Source organism: Alistipes sp. (assembly GCF_048465575.1).
GTDB lineage: Bacteria > Bacteroidota > Bacteroidia > Bacteroidales > Rikenellaceae > Alistipes.
Genome location: NZ_DBFWLG010000013.1, coordinates 76,225 through 96,410, shown reverse-complemented (window position 1 = coordinate 96,410; position 20,186 = coordinate 76,225). Strand labels below are relative to the sequence as shown.

Sequence of the window (20,186 nt, the reverse complement as noted above, 5' to 3'; positions counted from 1 at the left end):
CGTATCGTTTTACTCGGGCCGGGCGTCCGCCCGGCGACGGAACTCGGCGCAGACGATGCCGGTCGCCATCGCTACGTTGAGCGACTCGGAGCCGTGCCGGTCCGCGGGCCAGGGCGGGATGAACAACTTGCGGGTGAGGGTGCGGGCCGCGGCGTCGGAGATTCCGCGCCCCTCGTTGCCCATCACCACGACGCCCGCCTCGGTGAGCGGCGCCCGGTAGATATTCTCCCCCTCGAGCAGCGTGCCGTAGACGGGCAGTTCATGGGCCGCCGCTTCGAGAAAACGCGGCAGGTCGGTGTAGTGGACCCGCACGCGGACGATAGCGCCCATCGTGGCCTGCACGACCTTGGGGTTGAAGCAGTCCGCCGAGCCCTCGGAGCAGACCACGTCCGCGATGCCGAACCAGTCCGCCAGGCGGATGATCGTGCCCAGGTTCCCGGGGTTCTGCACATCGTCCAATGCCAGCGTCAGGCGCCCGGCCAACTCCCGCGGCCGCAGTTCGTAGCGCGGAATCTCGACGAGCGCCAGCGACGTATTGGCCGTCTTGAGCAGCGACAGCCGCTCCATGTCGCGGGCCGTGACGGTCTCGACCTCCGGGCCCCGGAACACGCCCTCCAGGGCGAAGATTTTGCGCACCCCGAGGTGCGAAGCGCGCAGTTCGCCGATGAGCTTCTCGCCCTCGGCCACGAACAGGCCGTGCTCCGCGCGGCCGCGCTTGTCGGCCAGCGAGCGGATGAGTTGGATTTCGGCTTTGGTCATGGTCGTTTTTCGATGTTGTAGCAGACCCCCTCGGTGGCGGGGTAGGTCTCGGGGAAGAGCTGCCGGGCCTCCTCGACCAGCACGCTTTCGTCCTTGTAGCGCGACGAGTAGTGTCCGATCACCAGCCGCCCGGCGCCGGCCTTGAGGGCCGCCTTGGCTGCGTCGACGGTGGTCGCGTGGCCCCGTTCGCGGGCGCTGCGCTGCTCGGCGGCCGCGTAGGTCGCCTCGTGGTACATCAGATCGACCCCCTTGCAGAGCGTGGCTGCGCGGGCCGAATAGTTGGTGTCCGAGAGGTAGGCGTAGGAGCGCGGCTCATAGGGGCGGTAGGTCACCGAGGCATTGGGGAGGATTTCGCCCGTATCGAGCGCAATGTCCTCGCCCCGTTTGGCCGCCGTGATCTGGGCGACCGAAAGTCCGTATTTGGCGATCTTGAACTTGTCCACATTCAGCGGCGGCTGCTTCTCGCGGAAGAGGAACCCCGCACAGGCGATGCGGTGGCGCAGGGGAATGCTCCACACCTCCAGCGTGCGGTTCTCCATCAGAAGCGCATGCTCGGTCGTGTCGACCTCGGTCCAGACCACCGGATAGGGCAGTTCGCTGTCGAAATACTTGAGGTGGCAGGCCAGCATCTCGCCGAACGGCGCCGGGGCGAAGATCCGCAGCGGGGTCCGCCGCCCGTAGAGGCCCAGCGAGGAGATCAGCGGAAAGAGTCCGTACACGTGGTCGCCATGCAGGTGCGAGATGAACACGGCCCGGATTTTCAGCGGGTTGATACCACATCGGACCAGCTGCTGCTGCACGCCCTCGCCCGCATCCACCAGGTAGTACTGCTCGTGGATGTCGACCGCCTGGGCCGACGGGTGGCGGCTCGCAGTGGGTTTGGCCGAAGCCGAACCGAGTATGGTGACCGAGAAGCTCAATTCATCGTTTTTTTTATTTATTTTCCTGTTCCTGCCGATCCGGCGCTGTTCTCGGCGCCGCAGGCGGCGTGTTTAAACCCCCGCCGAGGCGGGGGCTTTATCCGTTGGCAGTAGCGAGGCCAGAGCGGAAGCGAACCGTCCCTTACCGCAGCAGGAACCGCTCGCAGTCGAGCGCGGCCACGCAGCCCGAGCCGGCGGCCGTGATGGCCTGGCGGTAGTGCGGGTCTTGCACGTCGCCCGCGGCGAAGACCCCCTCGATGTTGGTACGCGAGGAGGTGCCCTCTGTGACGATATACCCCTCGGCGTCGAGCTGGAGCTGATCGGCGAAGAGCTCCGTGTTGGGGTGGTGTCCGATCGCCAGGAAGAATCCCGAGATGTCGATCTTGCGCTCCGAGCCGTCGTTGGCGCGCAGCAGCGCCCCCGTCACGCCCGACTCGTCGCCCAGCACCTCGGCGGTGTTGTGTTCGAACAGCACCTCGATGTTGGGCGTGTTGAACACCCGCTGCTGCATCGCTTTCGAGGCGCGCAGGAACGGTTTGCGCACGATCAGGTAGACCTTGCGGCACAACGAAGCCAGGTAGGTGGCCTCCTCGCACGCCGTGTCGCCGCCGCCGACCACCGCCACGTCTTTCTTGCGGTAGAAGAAGCCGTCGCAGGTGGCGCAGGCGCTCACGCCCTGACCGCGGTATTTGGTTTCGGACGGCAGACCCAGGTACTTGGCCGTGGCGCCCGTGGCGATGATGATGCTCTCGGCGCGCAGCTCCTGCTCGCCGTCCACGACCACATGGAACGGACGCGATGCCAGATCGACGCGCGTGATGACCCCCGTGCGGATTTGCGCTCCGAAGCGTTCGGCCTGGCGGCGCATGTCGACCATCATCTGGTTGCCGTCCACGCCGTCGGGATAGCCCGGGAAATTCTCGATCTCGGTGGTCGTCGTGAGCTGACCGCCCGGGGTGATGCCCTCGTAGAGCACGGGCTGGAGGTTGGCGCGCGAGAGGTAGATGGCGGCGGTGTAGCCTGCGGGACCGCTGCCGATAATCAGGACTTTTACTTCTTCTTCCATATTTTCTTTAATTAAGTGTCAGCAAATTTCGGACCCGACAGCCGTGTTGCGCTCGACGAATTCCGTCAAGCGCCGGCCCATGTAGTCGAACAGGGCCCAGCGACCGTCCAGGCGCACGTGGACCACGCTCTTCTCGTAGTCGTACTCGATCATTTCGTATCGGGGTTCGATGATGTAGCGGCCCTCGCGGTCGATCAGACCCGCGCCCGTTTCGGTTTCGACCTCGGCGCGGTTTTCATGGAAATCGCCCGCCCATTTGTACTGTACGGGGATGAGCGGGTTGTTGTCGGGATCGACATAGCCGTAGAGGCCGCTCGGATCCTGCACCAGCACGATCCCTTCGCGGATGCTGCTCGTCCAGAGGTGCCCCGTCAGGCTGCGAATCGGATCGTAGGGCGCCTCCACGTCGGTGACAATCTGCTGCGGCCCGGCGGACTGGGTGATCTTGCGGCGCAGGGTTTCGAACTCCGCGGCGTCGCCGTCCGAATCCGTACCGATCCGGGCATCGTGGTAGCGGAGCGGGATCAGCCGTCCGGCGGACCAGCGCAAGTTTTCGGCCGTAAGGTTGTTGTGGGTGAAAGCGAGCCGCTTCAACTCGGCCTGAAGCGCATCGAGCGCATCCAGAAGCGTCGATTTGTCCTCGAAGAGCAGCGCATCTTCGAAATCACGCCCCTCGGGTAGCAGTTGCAGCACCAGATCGCAGCGCTGCGGCTCCCCGGAGGGGTCCTGCCACAGAAGTTCGCCCGGCAGGATGCGGTAGGGAACGATCCACTCGGAAGTGAGGCGCTTGATGGCCGAGACCGTGCGTTCGATACGCGGCAGCGCGGAGGCGGTCAGCGGCATCGAAAGCAGCCAGCGGCGCTCGCGCCAGCAGATCGTCGCCTCGGCGAAGCGGGTGGTCCGCATCAGACGCGGAAGCCCGTTGGGTTCGGTTACGGGGCGGGCATCGGTGAGCGTTCGGAGCGAGAGGTCGGGCGTCAGCAGCGCCCGCATGAATTGTTGCAGGGTGGGGATCATGGCTACTCGGTTTTAGCGCTGATCGAACCGATGTTGAGCATGGCGACCAGTTCGGCCGCCGAAGCGTTGAAGCTCATGCCCCGAAAAGGGGGCATCGCGCCGGGCCCCTTGGCCGCGCGGATCGCCTGCTCGAAGACCTCGGGCATGCGGCTCGAACAGTCGTAGAGGAGGGCCGCATAGCGGTTGGGACAGGTCGCAGCCTCTTCCTCGGTCGGGAAGAAGACCGTGCGGCCCGTCTCGTCGGCGGCGATGTGGATGTTAATCAGCAGGACGTTCCCGTCCGTGGTGCGAAGCGAGCGAATCTGCTCCGAAACGGTGCGCAGCTCCTCCGCGTCGCAGTCGGTGGCTTCGCCGTCGGTGATGTTGAAGACCACGGGCGGAAAGCTGTCGGTGTTGGCCCGTTTTTCGGTCCAGACGGTCAAGAGATCGCGCACCTGCCGGAGCGCTTCGCACATGGGCGTCTGACCGGCTGCGCAGGGTTCGATCCAGGCCGGAGCGGGCATCTCGCGCTGCGTGACGGAGCCGTCGGGTTGGCGGAACTCCTGCAAGGTCGTGCGCATCGGCATGGGCTGCGCAGCCAACTCGGTGACTGGGATGAACCGCTGGCCGAAAGGCAGCAGCGAACGGACCTCGTCGTCGCCCGAGTAGCCCATCACGGCGATGTCGTAGTAGTCGCGCACGCCGTCGCTGCGGCGAGCCCGTTCGATCAGTTCGAACAACAGGTCGTTGGTAATGGCGGCCACCGCTTCGGCCTTGGTCGTCAGCTGTCCGCGGTAACGGATCTGCTCGGCCATCGAACCCGAGCCGTCGATCACCAGCGCGAAAGCCGTGCGGTGCGCACGTGTGATGCTGTGTGTGTACATGTTGCGTCTATTTAAGCCCCCTTACGGAGTAGTAGTCGTCGCGTATCTCCTCCTCCCGGTCGCTGTCCAGTCCGTAGCTGACGGCCATGTCGAGCGAGCAGTCGCGGTCACGGTCGGCGTCCGTCGTGCGCCGCATGGCCGCGTGGGCGTTGCGTCCGGCCCGGATGGCCTCGTCGATCTCTTCGGCCGAGGGCGTGCGGCCCAGGAGTGCGGCGTAAGCGGTCAGGGCCCAGTCGCGGGCGTAATCGTCGTAGCGGAGGTGGAAGAGCCGGAACCGGTTGTCGATTGCCTCCGGGCTCGCCAGAGAGCCGTTTTCGACGGCACGGACGATCGCCTCGACCTCGCGTTTGGTGATGTACTGCCCCGCGATGTCCAGCCAGCGGCCCGAGCCGTCGTACCGCCCGTCGGAGGCTCCCTTGCCGAGCATGGCCCCGAGCGCCGCGACAATGGCCTTGTTGTAGAGCCCTATGCCCCGTTCGAGAGCCGTCGAACGGATCACGGCCTTGCGCCAGGTGTAGGTTTGTGCGTCGGGATCTTGCTCGCGCAGCGTGTGGAGCGCATCCACGGCCCGGAGCATAGCTCCAGTCACGTAGGGATTGTATTCGGCAAAGTCGATCACGTCGCGCCCGCACGTGCGGCGGTCGCGGGCGGGCCACTTTTCGATGTCGCGCACGGCGCCGAAGCTGGTGAGGTTGGCCCCGGGCATCAGGTGCGAGCGGCCCTCCTTTTCGACCAGGTAGGAGTAGGGGAAGAGCGAGGTGTCGTGGTGGTGGGAGTGGTGGCCCATGACCATCGTGAAAGCCCCCTCGAGGGCCGGGGACATGATGTAGGCGCTCGATGCGAACTTGCAGCCCCTGAGGTGGACCGACTGGTGGACGGCGCCGCTCTTGAAGAGGTGGTTGCTCTGGTTCGAGCCGCTGCCGGCGTTGAAGAACGAGAACATGCCGGCGATCAAAAGCGACGACTTGTGGTGCGAGACGGTGTAGGGACCGGCGAAAACGGCGGCGGCTTCGCCGTTCTCGCAGTGCGAGTTGGCGAAGAAGAGCGAGTCGGCGGCCGTGAAGCCTTTGTCCAGGATGCAGCTCTCGCCCACGAAACAGCGTTCGAGGGTCGCGCCGTTGTCCACGCGGGCGTTCTCGGCGACGATGAAATCGTAGGCCTTGACATCCACGCCGATGCGGGTGCCGTCCGAGACGGTGCCGTTCGAGAGCATCGAGACCCCGTCGATCTCGACCCCGTCGCCGATGCGGACCTCGCGGATGAAGCGGGCCCCGACGATGCGGCACCCGCGGCCCACCTCGCCCACCTCGGCCGTGCGGGACCGCGCATGCTCTTCGGCCATCCGCTCCAGGGCGGCTGTGAGTAGCGGGCGGTGGCGGTAGACGGCCGCAAGATAGGCCGTTTGCGCCGAGAGGGTATCGAAGATCGGGACCATGCGGCCGCCGCATTCGTTCATCGTCGCCACGCCGACGCCGTTACCGAACGAGGTTCGGCGGCGGCACTCGAGCGCCGTCACGCCCTCGACCACGCTCCCCGCCCCCAGGCGGTAGTTGGCAACCCGCGAGCGGATGATGCGCACGCCCGATGCGATCTCGACCCGGCCCTCCAAGCGGCTCTGAATCAACTGCTCGGGTCGGAAATCGCCGGAGACCAGCACCCCGTTCCAGTCGTCGGACGAGGAGCCGAGCGTTTCGACGGCGCTGATCTCTTCGGCCGTCATTGTTCTCATTTCGGACATGCTTGCGGTTTATTCTTTCGCAAATATAGCGATTTGCGGCAAAATATCAAATTCGCGCCCCGTACGGTCGATCTCCAGACGGCGCCCGTTGCGGACTATCAGCGCACGGCCCCGGCGGAAAGGTTTGACCGCTTCGCAGCCCGGACAACTCAGGCGCGTGCGGCCTGCGGAGTCGATAAAGTGCCAGGTGCGGCCCAACCGGACGGCGGCCAGCCCCTCCGTGAAATCGAACCCCGCGTCGTAGAGCGGCGGAATGACGACGCGGGTTTGCGTCCGGTAGCCCCATCGTCCGTTGGCGACGAACAGCTCGGGTTCGCCATCGAAAGGAACGGTTCGGGTGGCGTGTCCGAGCAGCTCCGCAAGTCCGAAAAGACGCAGTGTGGGCGCACACATCAACTGTGCGACGCGGTACCAGGCGGCGCAGCCGTGGCGTTCGAAGAGGGCCAGCGCCTCCGTGAATGCCGGGTCCGTGGGGATGCGGGCGGGCGTGAAGAGCAGTCCGTCGGCATCCCGGTAGCGGTCGTAAACGGCGGGATCGAGCCGCAGCACGTGCAGGGCCGTGGAGATCAGAGCCGCGGGAAAATCGTCGAGGGAGGCGTCGAAATCGGCTGCAGTACGGGCGGGATGCTGAAAGGCGGCCGTGCCCAGTTCGGGGCTGGGTTCCGAGGCGAATGCGGGGAGGTACGAGGCATCGAGGTCGATCAGGTGCAGGCTGCCGTCGGGCGAGACGATGATATTCTCGGGTTTGAGGTCGCCGTGCGCCCGGTCGTCCGCAACCAGGTCGGCGGCCAGGCGGTCGAACGCATCGGAGAGCGACGCGAGGCGTTCCCGATCGCCCTCCGTAGCCGCCTCGGTCAGGATCTCCTGCAAGGTGCGGCCCTCGATCCAGTCGCCCACGACCACATCGACCCACTCGCCCGTTTCGGGGCCGGTAAAGAGGTAGAGTTCGCGTTCGAGCAGCCGCTCGCCGTAGATTTCGCGCAGGTGGCGCATCGGACGGAGGTAGCAGCGCAAGGAACACAGCCGGCCGCGGTGGCGGATGCGGAAGACCACGGCGCTGTTGCCTGCTGCGTATTGCAGCTTTCCCGAGGCGTCGCGGCACGGTTCGACGGGCCCGAGCGTGCGCGTCAGGCCACGGGGATCTTCGAGGGTCAGCAGGTATTGACGGAGGGTATGCACCGGGCGCCACAAAAAAGGCGGGACCATGCGGCCCCGCCCTTGAGAATCAATCTGTTAATGGCAGTTGCACTGACCGCCCTGCTCCTCGCAGCCGCAGTCTTCCGAGCAGCCCTCGCCGCAGTCGCCGCACGCACAGCCGCCCTTGAGGTCCTCGGGCGTCACGTCGCGTACCGAGACGATCTCCACGTCGAAATCGAGCGTCTTGCCCGCCATCGGGTGGTTGAAATCCATCTTGACGGTCTGATCGCCGACCTCCTTGACGATTCCCATCATGCGGTTGCCCTGGGAGTCGCTCATCGGAACCTGCGAACCCTCGAAAAGAATGTCCTCGGCCAGCTTGCCGTCGACCATGAATATCTCTTTGGGCAGATCGACCACGGCGTCGGCGATCAGTTCGCCGTAGCCGTCCTTGGGCTCGAGGGTGAACGAAACGCTGTCGCCGGCCTCCTTGCCCTCGATGGCAGCCTCGAATTTGGGGAGCAGCATGCCTGTTCCGAAGATGAATTCGAGGGGCTGACCCGGGCGCGACTGGTCCGCGATCTGTCCGTCTACGGTGAGCTTGTAGTCTACACCGACCATTTTGTTGTTTTCTACTTTCATGTATTTTTGTGATCTTAAAAAAAGTGCCGCAAAGATAGCCAATTACTTTCGATTTTGCAATTTCTGTGCCCTATTCCGCATTGCGGCAGCAGAGGTTCCTGTCGCCGTAGCCGTTGTCGATCTTCGAGACGTAGGGGAAGAATTTGGCCTCGGCGATCCATGCCAGGGGGAATGCGGCCTGCTGACGCGAATAGGGGTGCGGCCACTCGCCCGCCAGTTCGGGGGCGGTGTGGGGCGCGTTGACCACCACGTTGTCGGCCACGCCCGCGGCCTCTTCGCACTCGCGTTTGATCCGAACGAGCGCCTCGATGAAGCGGTCCATCTCCTCCTTGGGCTCCGATTCGGTGGGTTCGACCATCAGCGTCTCGTGTACCGGAAACGAGAGCGTCGGGGCGTGGAAGCCGTAGTCCATCAGCCGGTGGGCGATGTCGCCGCAGTCGATGCCGTACTCTTTCTTAAACTCCGTCAGGTCGAGGATCATCTCGTGACCCACGCGACCCGTCTCGCCCGAGTAGTAGGTGCGGTATTCCGAAGCCAGCGCCGCGGACATGTAGTTGGCGTTCAGAATCGCCATCTCGGTGGCATGCCTGAGGCCGTCGCCTCCGAGCATCCGGATGTAGCCGTAAGTGATCGGCAGCAGCAGGGCCGAACCCCACGGGGCCGACGCCACGGCCGTGATGCCCTCCTCGCCGCCCGTCGCGGCGAGCGGGTGCGAGGGCAGGAACCCGCGCAGGTGCTCCGCGACGCAGATCGGGCCCACGCCCGGGCCTCCGCCGCCGTGGGGCATGGCGAACGTCTTGTGCAGGTTCAGGTGGCAGACGTCGGCGCCGATGTAGCCCGGGTTGGTCAGCCCGACCTGGGCGTTCATGTTGGCGCCGTCCATGTAGACCTGGCCGCCGGCGTCGTGCACGGCGTCGACGATCTCACGGATGCGGCTCTCGAACACCCCGTGCGTCGAGGGGTAGGTGACCATCAGCCCGCACAGCTCCGAACTGTACTCCTGCGCCTTGCGTTCGAGGTCCTCGACATCGATGTTGCCCCGCTCGTCGCACGCCACCGTGACGATCTTCATGCCCGCCATGGCCGCCGAAGCGGGGTTGGTGCCGTGGGCCGAGGCGGGGATGAGCACCACGTTGCGGTAGCCCTGGCCGCGGCTCTGGTGGTAGGCCCGGATGACCATCAGCCCGGCGTATTCGCCCGCGGCGCCCGAGTTGGGCTGGAGCGAACAGGCCGCGAAGCCTGTGATTGTCGCCAAATCCTTTTCCAGCGCCGCGATGAGCTGCATGTAGCCCTCGGCCTGGTCGGCCGGGGCGAACGGGTGCATGTTTTGGAATCCGGCCAGCGAGAGGGGCTGCATGAGTGCCGCGGCGTTGAGCTTCATGGTGCACGACCCGAGCGAGATCATCGAGTCGGCGAGCGAGATGTCACGGTGTTCGAGCCGCTTGATGTAGCGCATCAGGGCGCTCTCGGAGCGGTAGGTGTTGAAGACGGGTTCGGTGAGGTAGGCGCTCGTGCGGCGCAGCGCCTCGGAGATCGCGCTCTCGGCGGTGCCTTTCGCTGCCTTGGGCTTTTTGCCCTTGGCCGCGGCGAAGATGCCGATGACCCGGGCGACCTCGTCGGGTGTGGTCACCTCGTCGAACGACAGGCGCACGCGACCCTCCGCGGGGTAAAAGAAATTGATGCCGTTTTCGAGCGCCAGCGACTGCACGACGGCGGCTTCGGCTTCGACCTCCAGGGTGTCGAAAAAGACATTCGACGCGAGTTTGTAGTCGAGCGCTTCCAGTGCGCGGGCTACCGTGGCTGCGGCCTTATGAGCCGTCAGGGCCGCGCGGCGCAGCCCCTCGGGGCCGTTGTAGACGCAGTAGAAGCCCACCATCGAAGCCATCAGCGCCGAGGCGGTGCAGATATTCGAGGTGGCGCGCTCGCGCTTGATGTGCTGCTCGCGCATCTGGAGCGCCATGCGCAGCGCGCGGTTGCCGAGCCGGTCCACCGAGACGCCGATGATGCGGCCCGGCAGGTTGCGCTTGAAAGCCTCGCGCGTAGCCATGTAGCCGGCGCCTGGACCGCCGAAGCCCATCGGCGTCCCCAGCCGCTGGGTCGATCCGACGGCGATGTCGGCGCCCCATTCGCCCGGGGCTTTCACCAGCGCCAGCGCCAGCAGGTCGGCCGCGGCCGTGACGAGCGCCCCTTTGGCGTGTGCCGCCTCGCAGAACGCGGCGTAGTCGCGCAACTCGCCGTTGGCGGCGGGGTATTGTACGAGGGCCCCGAATTCGCGGCCCGTGAATTCGTACTCCGCGTAGTCGTCCACGATCAGTTCGATGCCGAACGGTTCGGAGCGCGTGAGCAGCACGTCGAGCGTCTGCGGAAAGACGTTGCGGTCGACGAAGAGCTGGTTGCGCCCCTCTTTCACGGCTTCGCGCGAACGCAGCGCGAACATCATCAACATGGCTTCGGCGGCTGCCGTACCCTCGTCGAGCAGCGAGCAGTTGGCTATTTCGAGCCCTGTGAGCGAAATGACGGCGGTCTGGAAATTCAGAAGCGCCTCGAGACGGCCCTGCGAGATTTCGGCCTGGTAGGGCGTATAGGAGGTGTACCACGCGGGGTTCTCGAAAACGTTGCGCGCCACGGCGGCCGGAACGGCCGTGGGGTAGTAGCCCATGCCGATGAACGAACGCAGCGGCCGGTTGCGCCCGGCCAGTTCGGCTATGTGGGCGGCAAACTCGTATTCGCTCATCCCCTCGGCCGGCAGCGCGAGCGGTTTTTTGAGGCGGATGGAGTGCGGGATGACCTGTGCGATCAGTTCCTCGACCGACTCCACGCCGATCGTATCGAGCATGGCCCGGAGGTCCTTTTCGTTGCTCACGCCGATATGGCGCTCGGAAAACTTGTCGAACATAGTGGGTGCAATTTTTTTGGTATACAAAGGTATAACAAAAGGTCGGACGCGCAAATTTCCGGTCGAACTTTTTTCTTCGGCCGCAGGCTGCTGCTGCCCGGTGGCTCCGGGAATAGGTCAGTACTTGAACGAGCTCCCGCCGATAAATTCCCTGAGAATCGACGTGGGCGGTATCTCGTCGGGCGGGATGGGGATGAAATTGTCGAGGAACTTGAGCATCCGCCGCGCCTCGTCGAACTCGGGCACCGTGTCGGGCACCTCGCGCAGAATCTTCTCGGCGTAGGGGCGGAGAACCGAAATTTCGTAGAAGAGCGACGAATTGAACATGACGTCGGCGTTTTCCTGGTAGGGGAAGATGTGCCGCTCCTCGCCGCGCCGGACCGAGGCCCAGCGCGCAAGGGTGGCCAGCGCGTCGGCACCCCGCTGCGTGTAGTCGCGCACCAGGCGGCGCAGGAGACGGTTGTCGGTGGTGGCGATGCGCGTGAGGTTGTCCATCGCCACGGAGGTGAAGCAGGAGATGTAGATGCGGAATTTCTGGTCGTCCGGAATGCCCGGCGTCAGGCGGGGATTCAGCCCGTGGATACCCTCGATGACGAGGATCGACCGCTCGTCGAGCGTCAGCGGGTGCTTGTGCCACGTGCGGCGGCCGGTGACGAAATCGTAGCGCGGAATGTCGACGCTCTCGCCGCGCACCAGGCGGCGGAGGTGGTCGTTGAAGAGTTCGAGGTCGATGGCTTCGAGCGCTTCGTAGTCGTACTCCCCGTCGGCGTCGCGCGGGGTCTTCTCGCGGTCGACGAAATAGTCGTCGAGCGAGATGAGCACGGGTTTCAACCCCAAAACGCCCAGTTGGAGTCCCAGCCGCATCGCCGAGGTGGTCTTGCCGCTTGACGAGGGGCCCGAGATGAGCACCATGCGGGTGCCGCGCGAGAGGTTGGCGTCGCGGATGGCGTCGGCGACCTCGGCGAATTTGCGTTCGTGGAACGCCTCGGCGATCTTGATCATGCCCCCGGCGTCGCCGGCCAGCACTTTCGAATTGACGTCCCCGACGGTCGGAACCCCCATGATGGCCACCCACGACTGGTATTCGCGGAAGATGTCGAACATTTTTTCCTGGTGTACGCGGCGGTGCAGCCGGTCGGGGTCGGTGCGCAGCGGAAGGGCCAGGTAGAACCCGTTGTAGTAGGGCTGGATGTCCAGCAGCGTGACGTAACCGGTCGAGGCGGCGAGCGCGCCGTAGAAATAACCCGCCGTGTCGCCGAGCGTGTAGAGCTCGCTGTACAAGCGCGGACGCGTGTCCAGCAGGGCTATCTTGTCGTCGAAGCCCAGTTCGGCATAGCGGGCGCGGACCTCCTGCGTCAGGATTTTCCGCCGCCGGATCGGTAGGTCCTCGCGCACGATCTCGCGCATGCGGTGCGCCAGGCGCGCGGCCTCCTCGGCCGGGAACTCGTCGATGCCGTCCACCTCGCAGTAGAAGCCGCTCTGGCCCATCGAGTGCCGGATGTGGAGCGTATGGCCCGGATAGAGGTCGTGCGCGGCTTTCTGAAGGATGAACCATGCCGTGCGCTGGTAGACGCGGATGCCCGCGAACGAGGTGATGTCCACGAAGCGGACGGTCACGGGGGTATATATTTTGTAGCTGAGCTCCTTGATGCGGTTGTTGACCTCGGCCGCCAGAAAGGGGTAGCGCCCTTTTTCGAGCCGGGAGGCAATGGCGCTGAGGGGCGTGCCCATCGGAACCCGGATCGGGGCGCCGAGGTTTTCGCAGCGGACCTGGATGGTGTCGGACATGAACTGTTTTTTGAGTTGAACGCTGTGTAAAGATAGGAATTATTCGTAACTTTGACAAAAATAAAGCCTCTATGAACAAGAACGCAGATATAGTGAAAAAAATAAGCCGAACGGTTCTATTTCTGACGGTTGTCGTCGCGGCGGCCTGCGCGCCGCGGGAGCGGACGCTCGTGCTGCTCTCGACCAACGACATGCACGCCAAGATCCAGCACTTTCCGCAGCTGGCCGCCGCCGTCGAGGCGTGCCGCGACACGGCGCAGCTGGTGGTGCTCGTCGACGCCGGCGACCGCTGGACGGGCAACGCCTATGTGGACATGGCCACCACGCCCGGCAAGCCGATGATCTCGCTGATGAACCGCCTGGGCTACGACGTGGCCACGCTGGGCAACCACGAGTTCGACCACGGACAGGCCTTTCTGGGGCGCATGACCGACAGCATGGCTTTCGAGGTGGTCTCGGCCAACGTAGTGAGCGATACGTGCACGTTCCCTCGGCTCCCGCCCTATACGATCGTCGAGCGCGACGGCATCCGCATCGGATTCATCGGCGTGGTGACCAACTACGAGGGCCCGGGCCATCCGGCGGGCAACGCCTCCAGTTACGCCGGGCTTCGGTTCCCCGATCCGCAGCAGATGGCCATGCGGTACGCCGCCGAACTGCGGCCGAAAGTCGACGTGCTGGTACTCGTCTCGCACATGGGGGACGACCGCGATGCGGAGTTGCTGGAGAAAGATACGCAGTTCGACCTGGTGATCGGGGGCCATACCCATGTCGAGCGCGACACGCTGGTGAACGGCACGCTGCTGACCCAGACCGGAAAAGACCTGCGCAACGTGGGCGTCACGACCATCCGCATGAAAGGCCGCCGGATTACCGGCATCGACTACCGGCTCGTGCCCCTGAGCGCCTACGAGCCCGACAGCACCTATGCCGCCGAGGTGGCCCGCTACTACGCCAATCCCGAACTGAACCGTCCTGTCGGCCACCTCGCCTCCGGAGCTGGCAAGTGGGGGCTGGCCAACTGGATGGCCCGCAGCGTGGCCGACGAGGCCGATGCCGAAATCGGTTTCTACCATATCGGCGGCGTGCGCCTCGACACGATTCCCGCTGGGGGAGTGGGCACGGCACGTGTCTACGACCTGGAGCCGTTCGGAACCCGCATCGCCCGGATGCGCATGACCCCCGCCCAGATGCGGCGCATGATCCTGTCGAAATACAACGACCCGGTCAATATCAAGGAGGCGCACCGCATCGACCTGATCTCCACGACCCCCTACACCATCGTCACCGATGCTGCCGACAATGCACTGGACGTGCGGTTTCCGGCGCTTCGGGAGGGCCGTACCTACGAGGTGGCCGTGAGCGACTATGTCTTCCGCAATTACAACGACCTGGATTGCACCGACGGGGAGATCACCGACGACCGCGTGGCCGACGTGCTGCTCGAAGAACTGGAGGAGGAGAGCCCCGTTGCGATCGACAACACGCCCCGGCAAAGAGTGGTGCGCCGGTAGGTGAAAGGTGAAAGGTGAAAAGTGAAAAGTGGAGGGTTAAAGGTGAACCTTGGTGCACTGCAACCCCTCGACAGTGGGATCGAGGACAGCGATTTGCACGGGACCGAGGACACTCCCGCTCGGCAGAGCCTGCAAGCAGCCTCTGTACTTGCTTACTCGCAAAGTCCACCTTTCACCTTGGGCGACTCCTCGACAGCGCTCGGGGAGCGTAAACTTGGAATCGCTCTGCCCCGAAAACGAAAATCCCGGACCTTATCGAAGGTCCGGGATTTGTGTCGCAAGCGAAAAGACTCGACTACAATGAGTTGACGTGAAGCTGCATCGCGCTTTTGAGGTTGCCCGCCTTGTTCTTGTGGACGATGTGGTGCTTGGCCAGTTTGTCCAGCATGGCGTTCACTTTGGGAAGCAGGGCCTCGGCGGCGCTCTTCTCCGTGGTGTTGCGCAGGGCTTTCACGGCGTTGCGCGCCGTCTTGTGGAACAGGCGGTTGTGTGCGCGTCTGGTCAGGGTCTGACGAATCCTCTTTTTCGATGACTTATGGTTTGCCATAATCCGTTTAATTTATTTTTTTACTTTTTATGTTCTGCTTGTCCGCGTGCCGTAGCCGCGTTCGGATAGGCCTTGGGCCCGCTCCTGAAAAAGTATCTGCCGTCCGTCACCCACAGCCCGAAAGCCGGGTGCCGTTTTGGTAGCCCATAGGAGAGTCGAACTCCTCTTTCAAGAATGAAAATCTTGCGTCCTAACCGATAGACGAATGGGCCCTGCCGCTATTGTCAGCCCGCAACAGCGGGCACTTTAGCGGTGCAAAGGTAAACAAAAAAGTTTCCCCTGCAAAAAATATGCGTAAAAAATGTTGTCCGCGGTCACCGTTTGAGCAGCCGGATCGTCTGCGTCGCGGGGTCGAAAGCGATACCCTCTCCGGCGAAAAGACGTTCGATGTGGCCGCTGGCGGCCATTTCGGCCGCGGGAAGGTGGTAGAGCGACGGAGTGTCGATGAGGGCAATGCCGTCGCAGAGCGTGAGCGCCACATCCAGATCGTGCGTCGAAAAGAGGATGCACTTGCCCTCTTCGCGGGCCAGGCGGCGCAGCAGCGAAGCCAGCGAGTAGCGGTTCGGGAGGTCGAGGAACGCCGTGGGTTCGTCCAGCAGAATCACGGGCGTGTCCTGCGCCAGGGCGCGGGCGATCATTACCCGCTGGCACTCGCCGTCGGACATGCGGTCCATCGTCTTGCGGGCGAACGCCGCCATGCCCACCCGGTCGAGCGCGCGGGATACGACGGCGCGGTCCGTTTCCCCCATGCGGCCCATCCAGTCGGTATAGGGCGCGCGCCCCAGGGCCACCAGCTCCTCGGAGGTGAGGTTGGCGATGCGCACCTTGTCGGTGGTGACGAAACTCACGGTGGCGGCCCGCTCGCGGGGCGTCAGTTCGGAAAGCGGCCTCCCGCAGAGCCGCACCGCGCCCGCGGCCGGTGCGTCGAGCCCCGCCACGACGCGCAGCAGGGTACTCTTGCCGGTGCCGTTGCGGCCGATCAGGGCCGTGAGCGAACCTTGCGGCAAGCGGGCCGAGGCCTCCCGCACGAGGACGCGCGTGCCGTAGGCGAGGGTGAGGTGTTCGAGCGCGATCATCGGAAGAGGGTTCGGTTGCGGACGACGACCAGAATGACCACCGGAATGCCCATCAGGGCAGTCATGGTATTGATCGGCAGCGCCAGGGTTTTGGACAGGAGGTCGCAGATGAGCAGCAGGGCCGCGCCCGCGAGCATCGACCCCGGCATGAGCACGCGGTGGTCGGCCGAGGCGAAGAGCATCCGCGCCAGGTGCGGCACGGCCAGTCCGATGAAGCCTACCGGACCGCAGAAAGCCGTCACCGTACCGGCCAGCAGGATCGTCGAGACGAAGAGCAGCATGCGCGTGCGCCGCACCCTGAGGCCCATCGTGCGGGCGTAGTTTTCGCCCAGCAGCAGCAGGTTGAGCGGCTTGATGACGGCAATGGAGAGCACGAGGCCCGCCGTGACGACGGGAAGCATCAGTGCCAGCTGGCTGCCCGTCACGTCGCCCAGCGAGCCCATCGTCCAGACGACGAACGACTTGAGCGCCGCCTCGCTCGAGAGGTATTGGAGCATCTCGACCACGGAACTTACGCCCGAGCCGAACATCATGCCCAGGATGAGGATGACCATGATGTCTTTGATCCGACGGCTGACGGCCAGCACCACGGCCAGCACGAACGCCGCCCCGAGCCATGCGGCGCCGGCCACGCCGAGCGACTGGACGAACGAGTGCCCGGTGACGCCCAACAGCGGCGCACCCAGCAGAAAGAGCGCCACGCCCAGCCCCGCGCCCGAGCTGACGCCCAGCACGTAGGGTCCGGCCAGGGGGTTGCGGAAAAGGGTCTGCATCTGCAAGCCGCTGGCCGCGAGGGCTGCGCCGGCGAAAAGAGCCGTGAGGGCTTTTAGCAGGCGGATCTTCAGAATCACGTCCCGCACGGTCGGGTCGCATGCCCCGCCCGTCAGGGCGCGCCACACCACGCCCGGAGAGACCGCGACCGATCCGGTAGCCAGGTCGGCGACGAACAGCAGTCCGGTGGCAAGTGCCAGCAGAACGAAAATCAGGGTCGTGCGGCGCGGAGTCATCTACCGGAAATTGAAATAGAACGCCAGTTCGTAACGCACCCCGATGGGCCTGCCGTCGCTGGTGCCCGGGGTCCAGCGGAGCGATTTTTTCAACAGCGAGACGACCTTGTCCCGGCAGACGTCGTTGTGCGAAGAGAGGATTTCGATCTCCCGCACGGCCCCCTTGGGATCGACCGTGAAAGCGGCGCGGACCGTACCGGGGGCGGCGCGCTGGTATTCGAGGGCGTCGCGGAAGCGGAGGTTTTGAAAGAACCAGTCGTAGAAATGGTAGTACCAGCCGCCGCGAAAGAGCGGATAGACGAAATCGCAGCCGAGCGGCTTGCCGGCCTCGTCGACCGCATGACACGGCGGCGTGCGCATGTGGCCGAACTCCACCGGCAGCAGGTAGCGGATTTCGCACGGCACGCCGTCCACCTCGCCCGGGGTCCACTCCGGAGAGGAGAGCACTACCCGCCGGACCCGCTCGAACAGTTCGTCGGAGCTGTCGTCCGCCTTTTCGCAGGCCGTAATCCGCCCGTCGCGCCCGATGGTGACGACGACGTTGACCTCCGTATCGCGCAGCCGCCGCAGTTCGTCGGTCGAGGCGATCGGAATGCGCCGCCAAACCCAGTAGACGAACGATTCGAACTCCCGGCCGCGGAATTTGGGAATGCGCACCTTGCACGCCAGCCGCCGCCCTGCGGTGTCGATGGCATAGACCTCGCGGCCGCTGCGGACCATCGCCCGCCCGTCGTTGAAATTGTAGGCTTTGTCGTACCGGCAGGGGATGACCTCCCGGCCGCTGCGGTCGATGAAGCCGTAGAGCGAATCGCGCCGGATAACCGCTCGCTCGTCGGTGTAATAATGGAACCGGCGGTCGGATTCCTGTGCCGCGGCGGCGAAGAAGAGCCCCGTAAAAAGGAGGGCGAAAAGCCGTTTCATCCTATTCTAATCGTTTATAATACCAGGTCGTGTCGGCATCCGTGGCCCGCACGACGGCCATCAGGTCGCTCAGCACCCGGTCGGGCCGCACGACGCCCGACTCCCAGAAATCGGAGCCGCCGCGGGCCGTCTGGCGGCGGTTGTTGTTCCAGACACGCCCGGTGCGGACGGCGGGCACGCCGGCGAATTTCGGATTTTGCGACGTGAGCTCCCCGAGCGTATTGCAGGCGCCCGTGTTGATCCACACCTCGGCCCGATTTGCGAGCAGGTAGGCCTCCTCCAGTTCGACTGCCACCGAGGTGTCGGAGCGGTTCTTCGTGTAGACGTACTCCCCGCCCGCATCCTCCAAAAGGCGGATCATGTAGCTGCGCGACGAGGGCATGAACCACGTATCGCGGTAGGGGGTGTTGAGCATTACCCGCGGTCGCACGGCAGTGGTGTCGACCGTGGCTTTCAGTGCGTTGTAACGCCCGGCGATCCCCTCGAACACCGCCCGGCCCCGGTCGCGGCGGTCGCAGAGTTCGGCCACGGCCACCATCCATTCGGCCTTGCCCAGCGGGGACTCCTCCGTGTAATCGCCGATATATATATAGGGTATGCCCAGTTCGCGGAACTTGCCCGTGATGACCGTATTTTCGCCCGTTACCCCGTAGAGCAGGACCAGGTCGGGCCGCATCGAGGCCAGCAGTTCGAAGTCGAGGTTTGTGTCGTAGCCTACGTCGCGGACCACGCCGCAACGCGCGCGCTCCCGGATCGAGTCGTTCGAAATGTAGTCGAGACCCGAAACGCCTTTCACACGGCCGATCTCTCCGAGGGCGTCGAACATCGCCACGTGGCTTGTCGACATGCAGACTACCCGACAGACAGGGGCCGCAACGGCCTGTCCCGCAAAATCGGTCGGAGTTTTCCGTCCGCCTCGCAGCAGAAGCAGCTTCTGCTCGATCCCCCCGGCCGCCTGCCAGGGATTGCGAACCGTGAGAAGCGTCGAGGAGTCGGTCTCCGAGCCGCGAATGTCGAACCCCGCCGCATAGGCCGGCGAGTAGACCGCACGGGTGAAATCGGCCGCAGAGGGCCCTCCGGTGCCGCCGCAGGCGTGGACCAAGAGGGCGGCGCTCGCCGCCAAAAAGGTTCGAAAAAGTCTCATTGCCCACAAAAGTAGAAAAAAATCTTGCAGAAAAGTGTCGGTTTAAAGAAAATTAGCGTATATTTGCACTCCGAAACGCTACGGGGTGTAGCTCAGCCCGGTTAGAGTACGCGTCTGGGGGGCGCGTGGTCGCAAGTTCGAATCTTGTCACCCCGACAAGAAAGAGGCTTGACAATTTTTGATTGTCAAGCCTTTTTCTTGCGTGTCGTGAGGAGGCTATTTCCGGGGCTCCGGGTTTTCCATTATCTGTTGTGCCAAGGCCGGAGATGTTTTTTCAATTCCTGTCAGCATATAAATTACCATCCCGGCATCGGAGACATCGAAGCAGCGGCCGTCGGGACGGATGCAAACCGCAAGACGGCTGTATAGCCAGTTCCAACTGTCGGGTTTGTAAAGCGGATTCTTGCGGGCCGGGGAGGTGATGATCCAGTCGAAATTCTTCTTGTCGGACTGGAGCCCGTCGTAGTCGCGTCCTCCGTTCTGATCCGCCGGCATGATGAATTTCACGCCGCCGCCCTCGATTTTTCCGAACTTCTCCGTAAGCATGTCCCAGGTCCATCCGCTGTGCTTGTCCCAATAGACATTCGACGGATTGTCGGCATGTACGTTGTTCCAGCGGCCATGCGAAATCATCGTAACGTACCTGAGCTTCTCCCTGTCGGCCCGGTCGATTCCCTCGCCCACGACCTGCAAAGGTCCGGCGGCAATGATTATCAGCGGATTGTCGGCCGAGCTTCTGTCGATCTCATCCGCCATCGCCTTGTAGGCGACCTCGGCGTTGTCGACGGCGCAGACGAAACGGGTGTTGTCGAATCCGAAATAGTCCCGGCCTCCCAGCGCCGACTCGCGCATATGCTCGTAGGGCGTCCTGCCGAAACGCATCGGCTTCTCCTGGTTGCTGCCCCATACGTGGTCGCTGTACACGTAGAGCGTCAGTTTGTCCTGAAGACCTTTTGCCGCCAGCAGTGCCAGCGACATCGGCGTGGCTCCCCAGTCATCATCGTCATGCTCGTTTCCGTCGCAGCTGATAGCGATACGTCCCTTTCCCTGCCACACCGGCGTCTGAGCCCATCCCATATAGGGAACGACCACTGCCAGCCACGTCCATAAAACCACCTTTTTTTTCATCTCTCATCTATTTAGGTTAATAA

17 protein-coding genes and 2 tRNA genes are annotated in these 20,186 nt (G+C 64.1%); 2 read left to right on the top strand and 17 right to left on the bottom strand.

Annotated elements, in window-relative coordinates; translation table 11 throughout:
* Window positions 1-9: 9 nt before the first annotated feature.
* The 10 genes from ACMQ11_RS04800 to ACMQ11_RS04755 form a co-directional block, all read right to left on the bottom strand.
* Window positions 10-759, bottom strand: coding sequence for an RNA methyltransferase (locus tag ACMQ11_RS04800; protein ID WP_418991617.1), 750 nt, complete (start codon window positions 757-759; stop codon window positions 10-12).
* On the bottom strand, window positions 756-1,679 hold the full coding sequence (locus tag ACMQ11_RS04795; protein ID WP_418991615.1) for a ribonuclease Z: 924 nt from the start codon (window positions 1,677-1,679) through the stop codon (window positions 756-758). Before ACMQ11_RS04795 ends, ACMQ11_RS04800 begins: the two co-directional genes overlap by 4 nt.
* Window positions 1,680-1,821: 142 nt before the next feature.
* On the bottom strand, window positions 1,822-2,745 hold the full coding sequence (gene trxB / locus ACMQ11_RS04790) for a thioredoxin-disulfide reductase (protein ID WP_418991613.1): 924 nt from the start codon (window positions 2,743-2,745) through the stop codon (window positions 1,822-1,824).
* An 18-nt stretch (window positions 2,746-2,763) separates the two neighbouring features.
* Window positions 2,764-3,762, bottom strand: a complete 999-nt coding sequence (locus ACMQ11_RS04785; RefSeq protein ID WP_418991611.1) for a WG repeat-containing protein — start codon at window positions 3,760-3,762, stop codon at window positions 2,764-2,766.
* Window positions 3,763-3,764: 2 nt separating this feature from the next.
* Window positions 3,765-4,625, bottom strand: a complete 861-nt coding sequence (locus ACMQ11_RS04780; RefSeq protein WP_418991609.1) for a VWA domain-containing protein — start codon at window positions 4,623-4,625, stop codon at window positions 3,765-3,767.
* 7 nt (window positions 4,626-4,632) lie between these two features.
* Window positions 4,633-6,363: a DUF4954 family protein gene (locus ACMQ11_RS04775; protein WP_418991607.1), complete on the bottom strand. Its 1,731-nt coding sequence runs from the start codon at window positions 6,361-6,363 to the stop codon at window positions 4,633-4,635.
* 9 nt (window positions 6,364-6,372) lie between these two features.
* Complete coding sequence (locus tag ACMQ11_RS04770) at window positions 6,373-7,542, bottom strand: WG repeat-containing protein (RefSeq protein WP_418991605.1); 1,170 nt, start codon at window positions 7,540-7,542, stop codon at window positions 6,373-6,375.
* Between the two features lie 54 nt (window positions 7,543-7,596).
* Complete coding sequence (locus ACMQ11_RS04765; RefSeq protein WP_418991603.1) at window positions 7,597-8,142, bottom strand: FKBP-type peptidyl-prolyl cis-trans isomerase; 546 nt, start codon at window positions 8,140-8,142, stop codon at window positions 7,597-7,599.
* A gap of 70 nt (window positions 8,143-8,212) precedes the next feature.
* On the bottom strand, window positions 8,213-11,038 hold the full coding sequence (gene gcvP / locus ACMQ11_RS04760) for an aminomethyl-transferring glycine dehydrogenase (RefSeq protein ID WP_418991601.1): 2,826 nt from the start codon (window positions 11,036-11,038) through the stop codon (window positions 8,213-8,215).
* Between the two features lie 117 nt (window positions 11,039-11,155).
* On the bottom strand, window positions 11,156-12,826 hold the full coding sequence (locus ACMQ11_RS04755) for a nucleoside kinase (protein WP_418991599.1): 1,671 nt from the start codon (window positions 12,824-12,826) through the stop codon (window positions 11,156-11,158).
* Between the two features lie 71 nt (window positions 12,827-12,897).
* Between ACMQ11_RS04755 and ACMQ11_RS04750 the strand changes: the two genes are divergently transcribed.
* Window positions 12,898-14,340 (top strand): bifunctional metallophosphatase/5'-nucleotidase, encoded by a 1,443-nt coding sequence (locus tag ACMQ11_RS04750; RefSeq protein ID WP_418991597.1) that lies wholly within the window; start codon window positions 12,898-12,900, stop codon window positions 14,338-14,340.
* A 295-nt stretch (window positions 14,341-14,635) separates the two neighbouring features.
* On the opposite strand, the gene rpsT is transcribed toward ACMQ11_RS04750, so the two are convergent.
* The 6 genes from rpsT to ACMQ11_RS04720 all read right to left on the bottom strand — a co-directional run bounded on the left by rpsT (window position 14,636) and on the right by ACMQ11_RS04720 (window position 19,035).
* Window positions 14,636-14,887: a 30S ribosomal protein S20 gene (gene rpsT / locus ACMQ11_RS04745; protein WP_418991595.1), complete on the bottom strand. Its 252-nt coding sequence runs from the start codon at window positions 14,885-14,887 to the stop codon at window positions 14,636-14,638.
* A gap of 137 nt (window positions 14,888-15,024) precedes the next feature.
* Window positions 15,025-15,099: transfer RNA gene (locus tag ACMQ11_RS04740), tRNA-Glu, on the bottom strand.
* A gap of 102 nt (window positions 15,100-15,201) precedes the next feature.
* Window positions 15,202-15,963 (bottom strand): ABC transporter ATP-binding protein, encoded by a 762-nt coding sequence (locus tag ACMQ11_RS04735; protein ID WP_418991593.1) that lies wholly within the window; start codon window positions 15,961-15,963, stop codon window positions 15,202-15,204.
* Complete coding sequence (locus tag ACMQ11_RS04730) at window positions 15,960-16,970, bottom strand: iron chelate uptake ABC transporter family permease subunit (protein WP_418991591.1); 1,011 nt, start codon at window positions 16,968-16,970, stop codon at window positions 15,960-15,962. The genes ACMQ11_RS04735 and ACMQ11_RS04730 overlap by 4 nt, the downstream gene beginning before the upstream one ends.
* Window positions 16,971-17,891: an energy transducer TonB gene (locus ACMQ11_RS04725; protein WP_418991589.1), complete on the bottom strand. Its 921-nt coding sequence runs from the start codon at window positions 17,889-17,891 to the stop codon at window positions 16,971-16,973. It lies immediately after the preceding gene.
* 1 nt (window position 17,892) lies between these two features.
* Entirely contained in the window at window positions 17,893-19,035 is a 1,143-nt protein-coding gene (locus ACMQ11_RS04720) for an ABC transporter substrate-binding protein (protein ID WP_418991587.1), read from the bottom strand.
* Window positions 19,036-19,116: 81 nt separating this feature from the next.
* Between ACMQ11_RS04720 and ACMQ11_RS04715 the strand changes: the two genes are divergently transcribed.
* Window positions 19,117-19,191: transfer RNA gene (locus ACMQ11_RS04715), tRNA-Pro, on the top strand.
* A gap of 60 nt (window positions 19,192-19,251) precedes the next feature.
* Here the strand turns inward: ACMQ11_RS04715 and ACMQ11_RS04710 are convergent.
* Window positions 19,252-20,163, bottom strand: coding sequence for a hypothetical protein (locus ACMQ11_RS04710; RefSeq protein WP_418991585.1), 912 nt, complete (start codon window positions 20,161-20,163; stop codon window positions 19,252-19,254).
* Between the last annotated feature and the right edge of the window lie 23 nt (window positions 20,164-20,186).

Excerpts from the sequence above, each read along its gene's own strand:
- ACMQ11_RS04710 (WP_418991585.1), bottom strand. The coding sequence starts at position 20,163 with ATGAAAAAAAAGGTGGTTTTATGGACGTGGCTGGCAGTGGTCGTTCCC.
- ACMQ11_RS04785 (WP_418991611.1), bottom strand. The coding sequence starts at position 3,762 with ATGATCCCCACCCTGCAACAATTCATGCGGGCGCTGCTGACGCCCGAC.
- ACMQ11_RS04720 (WP_418991587.1), bottom strand. The coding sequence starts at position 19,035 with ATGAGACTTTTTCGAACCTTTTTGGCGGCGAGCGCCGCCCTCTTGGTC.
- ACMQ11_RS04755 (WP_418991599.1), bottom strand. The coding sequence starts at position 12,826 with ATGTCCGACACCATCCAGGTCCGCTGCGAAAACCTCGGCGCCCCGATC.
- ACMQ11_RS04725 (WP_418991589.1), bottom strand. The coding sequence starts at position 17,891 with ATGAAACGGCTTTTCGCCCTCCTTTTTACGGGGCTCTTCTTCGCCGCC.
- ACMQ11_RS04780 (WP_418991609.1), bottom strand. The coding sequence starts at position 4,625 with ATGTACACACACAGCATCACACGTGCGCACCGCACGGCTTTCGCGCTG.
- trxB (WP_418991613.1), bottom strand. The coding sequence starts at position 2,745 with ATGGAAGAAGAAGTAAAAGTCCTGATTATCGGCAGCGGTCCCGCAGGC.
- ACMQ11_RS04735 (WP_418991593.1), bottom strand. The coding sequence starts at position 15,963 with ATGATCGCGCTCGAACACCTCACCCTCGCCTACGGCACGCGCGTCCTC.
- ACMQ11_RS04750 (WP_418991597.1), top strand. The coding sequence starts at position 12,898 with ATGAACAAGAACGCAGATATAGTGAAAAAAATAAGCCGAACGGTTCTA.
- rpsT (WP_418991595.1), bottom strand. The coding sequence starts at position 14,887 with ATGGCAAACCATAAGTCATCGAAAAAGAGGATTCGTCAGACCCTGACC.
- gcvP (WP_418991601.1), bottom strand. The coding sequence starts at position 11,038 with ATGTTCGACAAGTTTTCCGAGCGCCATATCGGCGTGAGCAACGAAAAG.
- ACMQ11_RS04775 (WP_418991607.1), bottom strand. The coding sequence starts at position 6,363 with ATGTCCGAAATGAGAACAATGACGGCCGAAGAGATCAGCGCCGTCGAA.
- ACMQ11_RS04730 (WP_418991591.1), bottom strand. The coding sequence starts at position 16,970 with ATGACTCCGCGCCGCACGACCCTGATTTTCGTTCTGCTGGCACTTGCC.
- ACMQ11_RS04800 (WP_418991617.1), bottom strand. The coding sequence starts at position 759 with ATGACCAAAGCCGAAATCCAACTCATCCGCTCGCTGGCCGACAAGCGC.
- ACMQ11_RS04765 (WP_418991603.1), bottom strand. The coding sequence starts at position 8,142 with ATGAAAGTAGAAAACAACAAAATGGTCGGTGTAGACTACAAGCTCACC.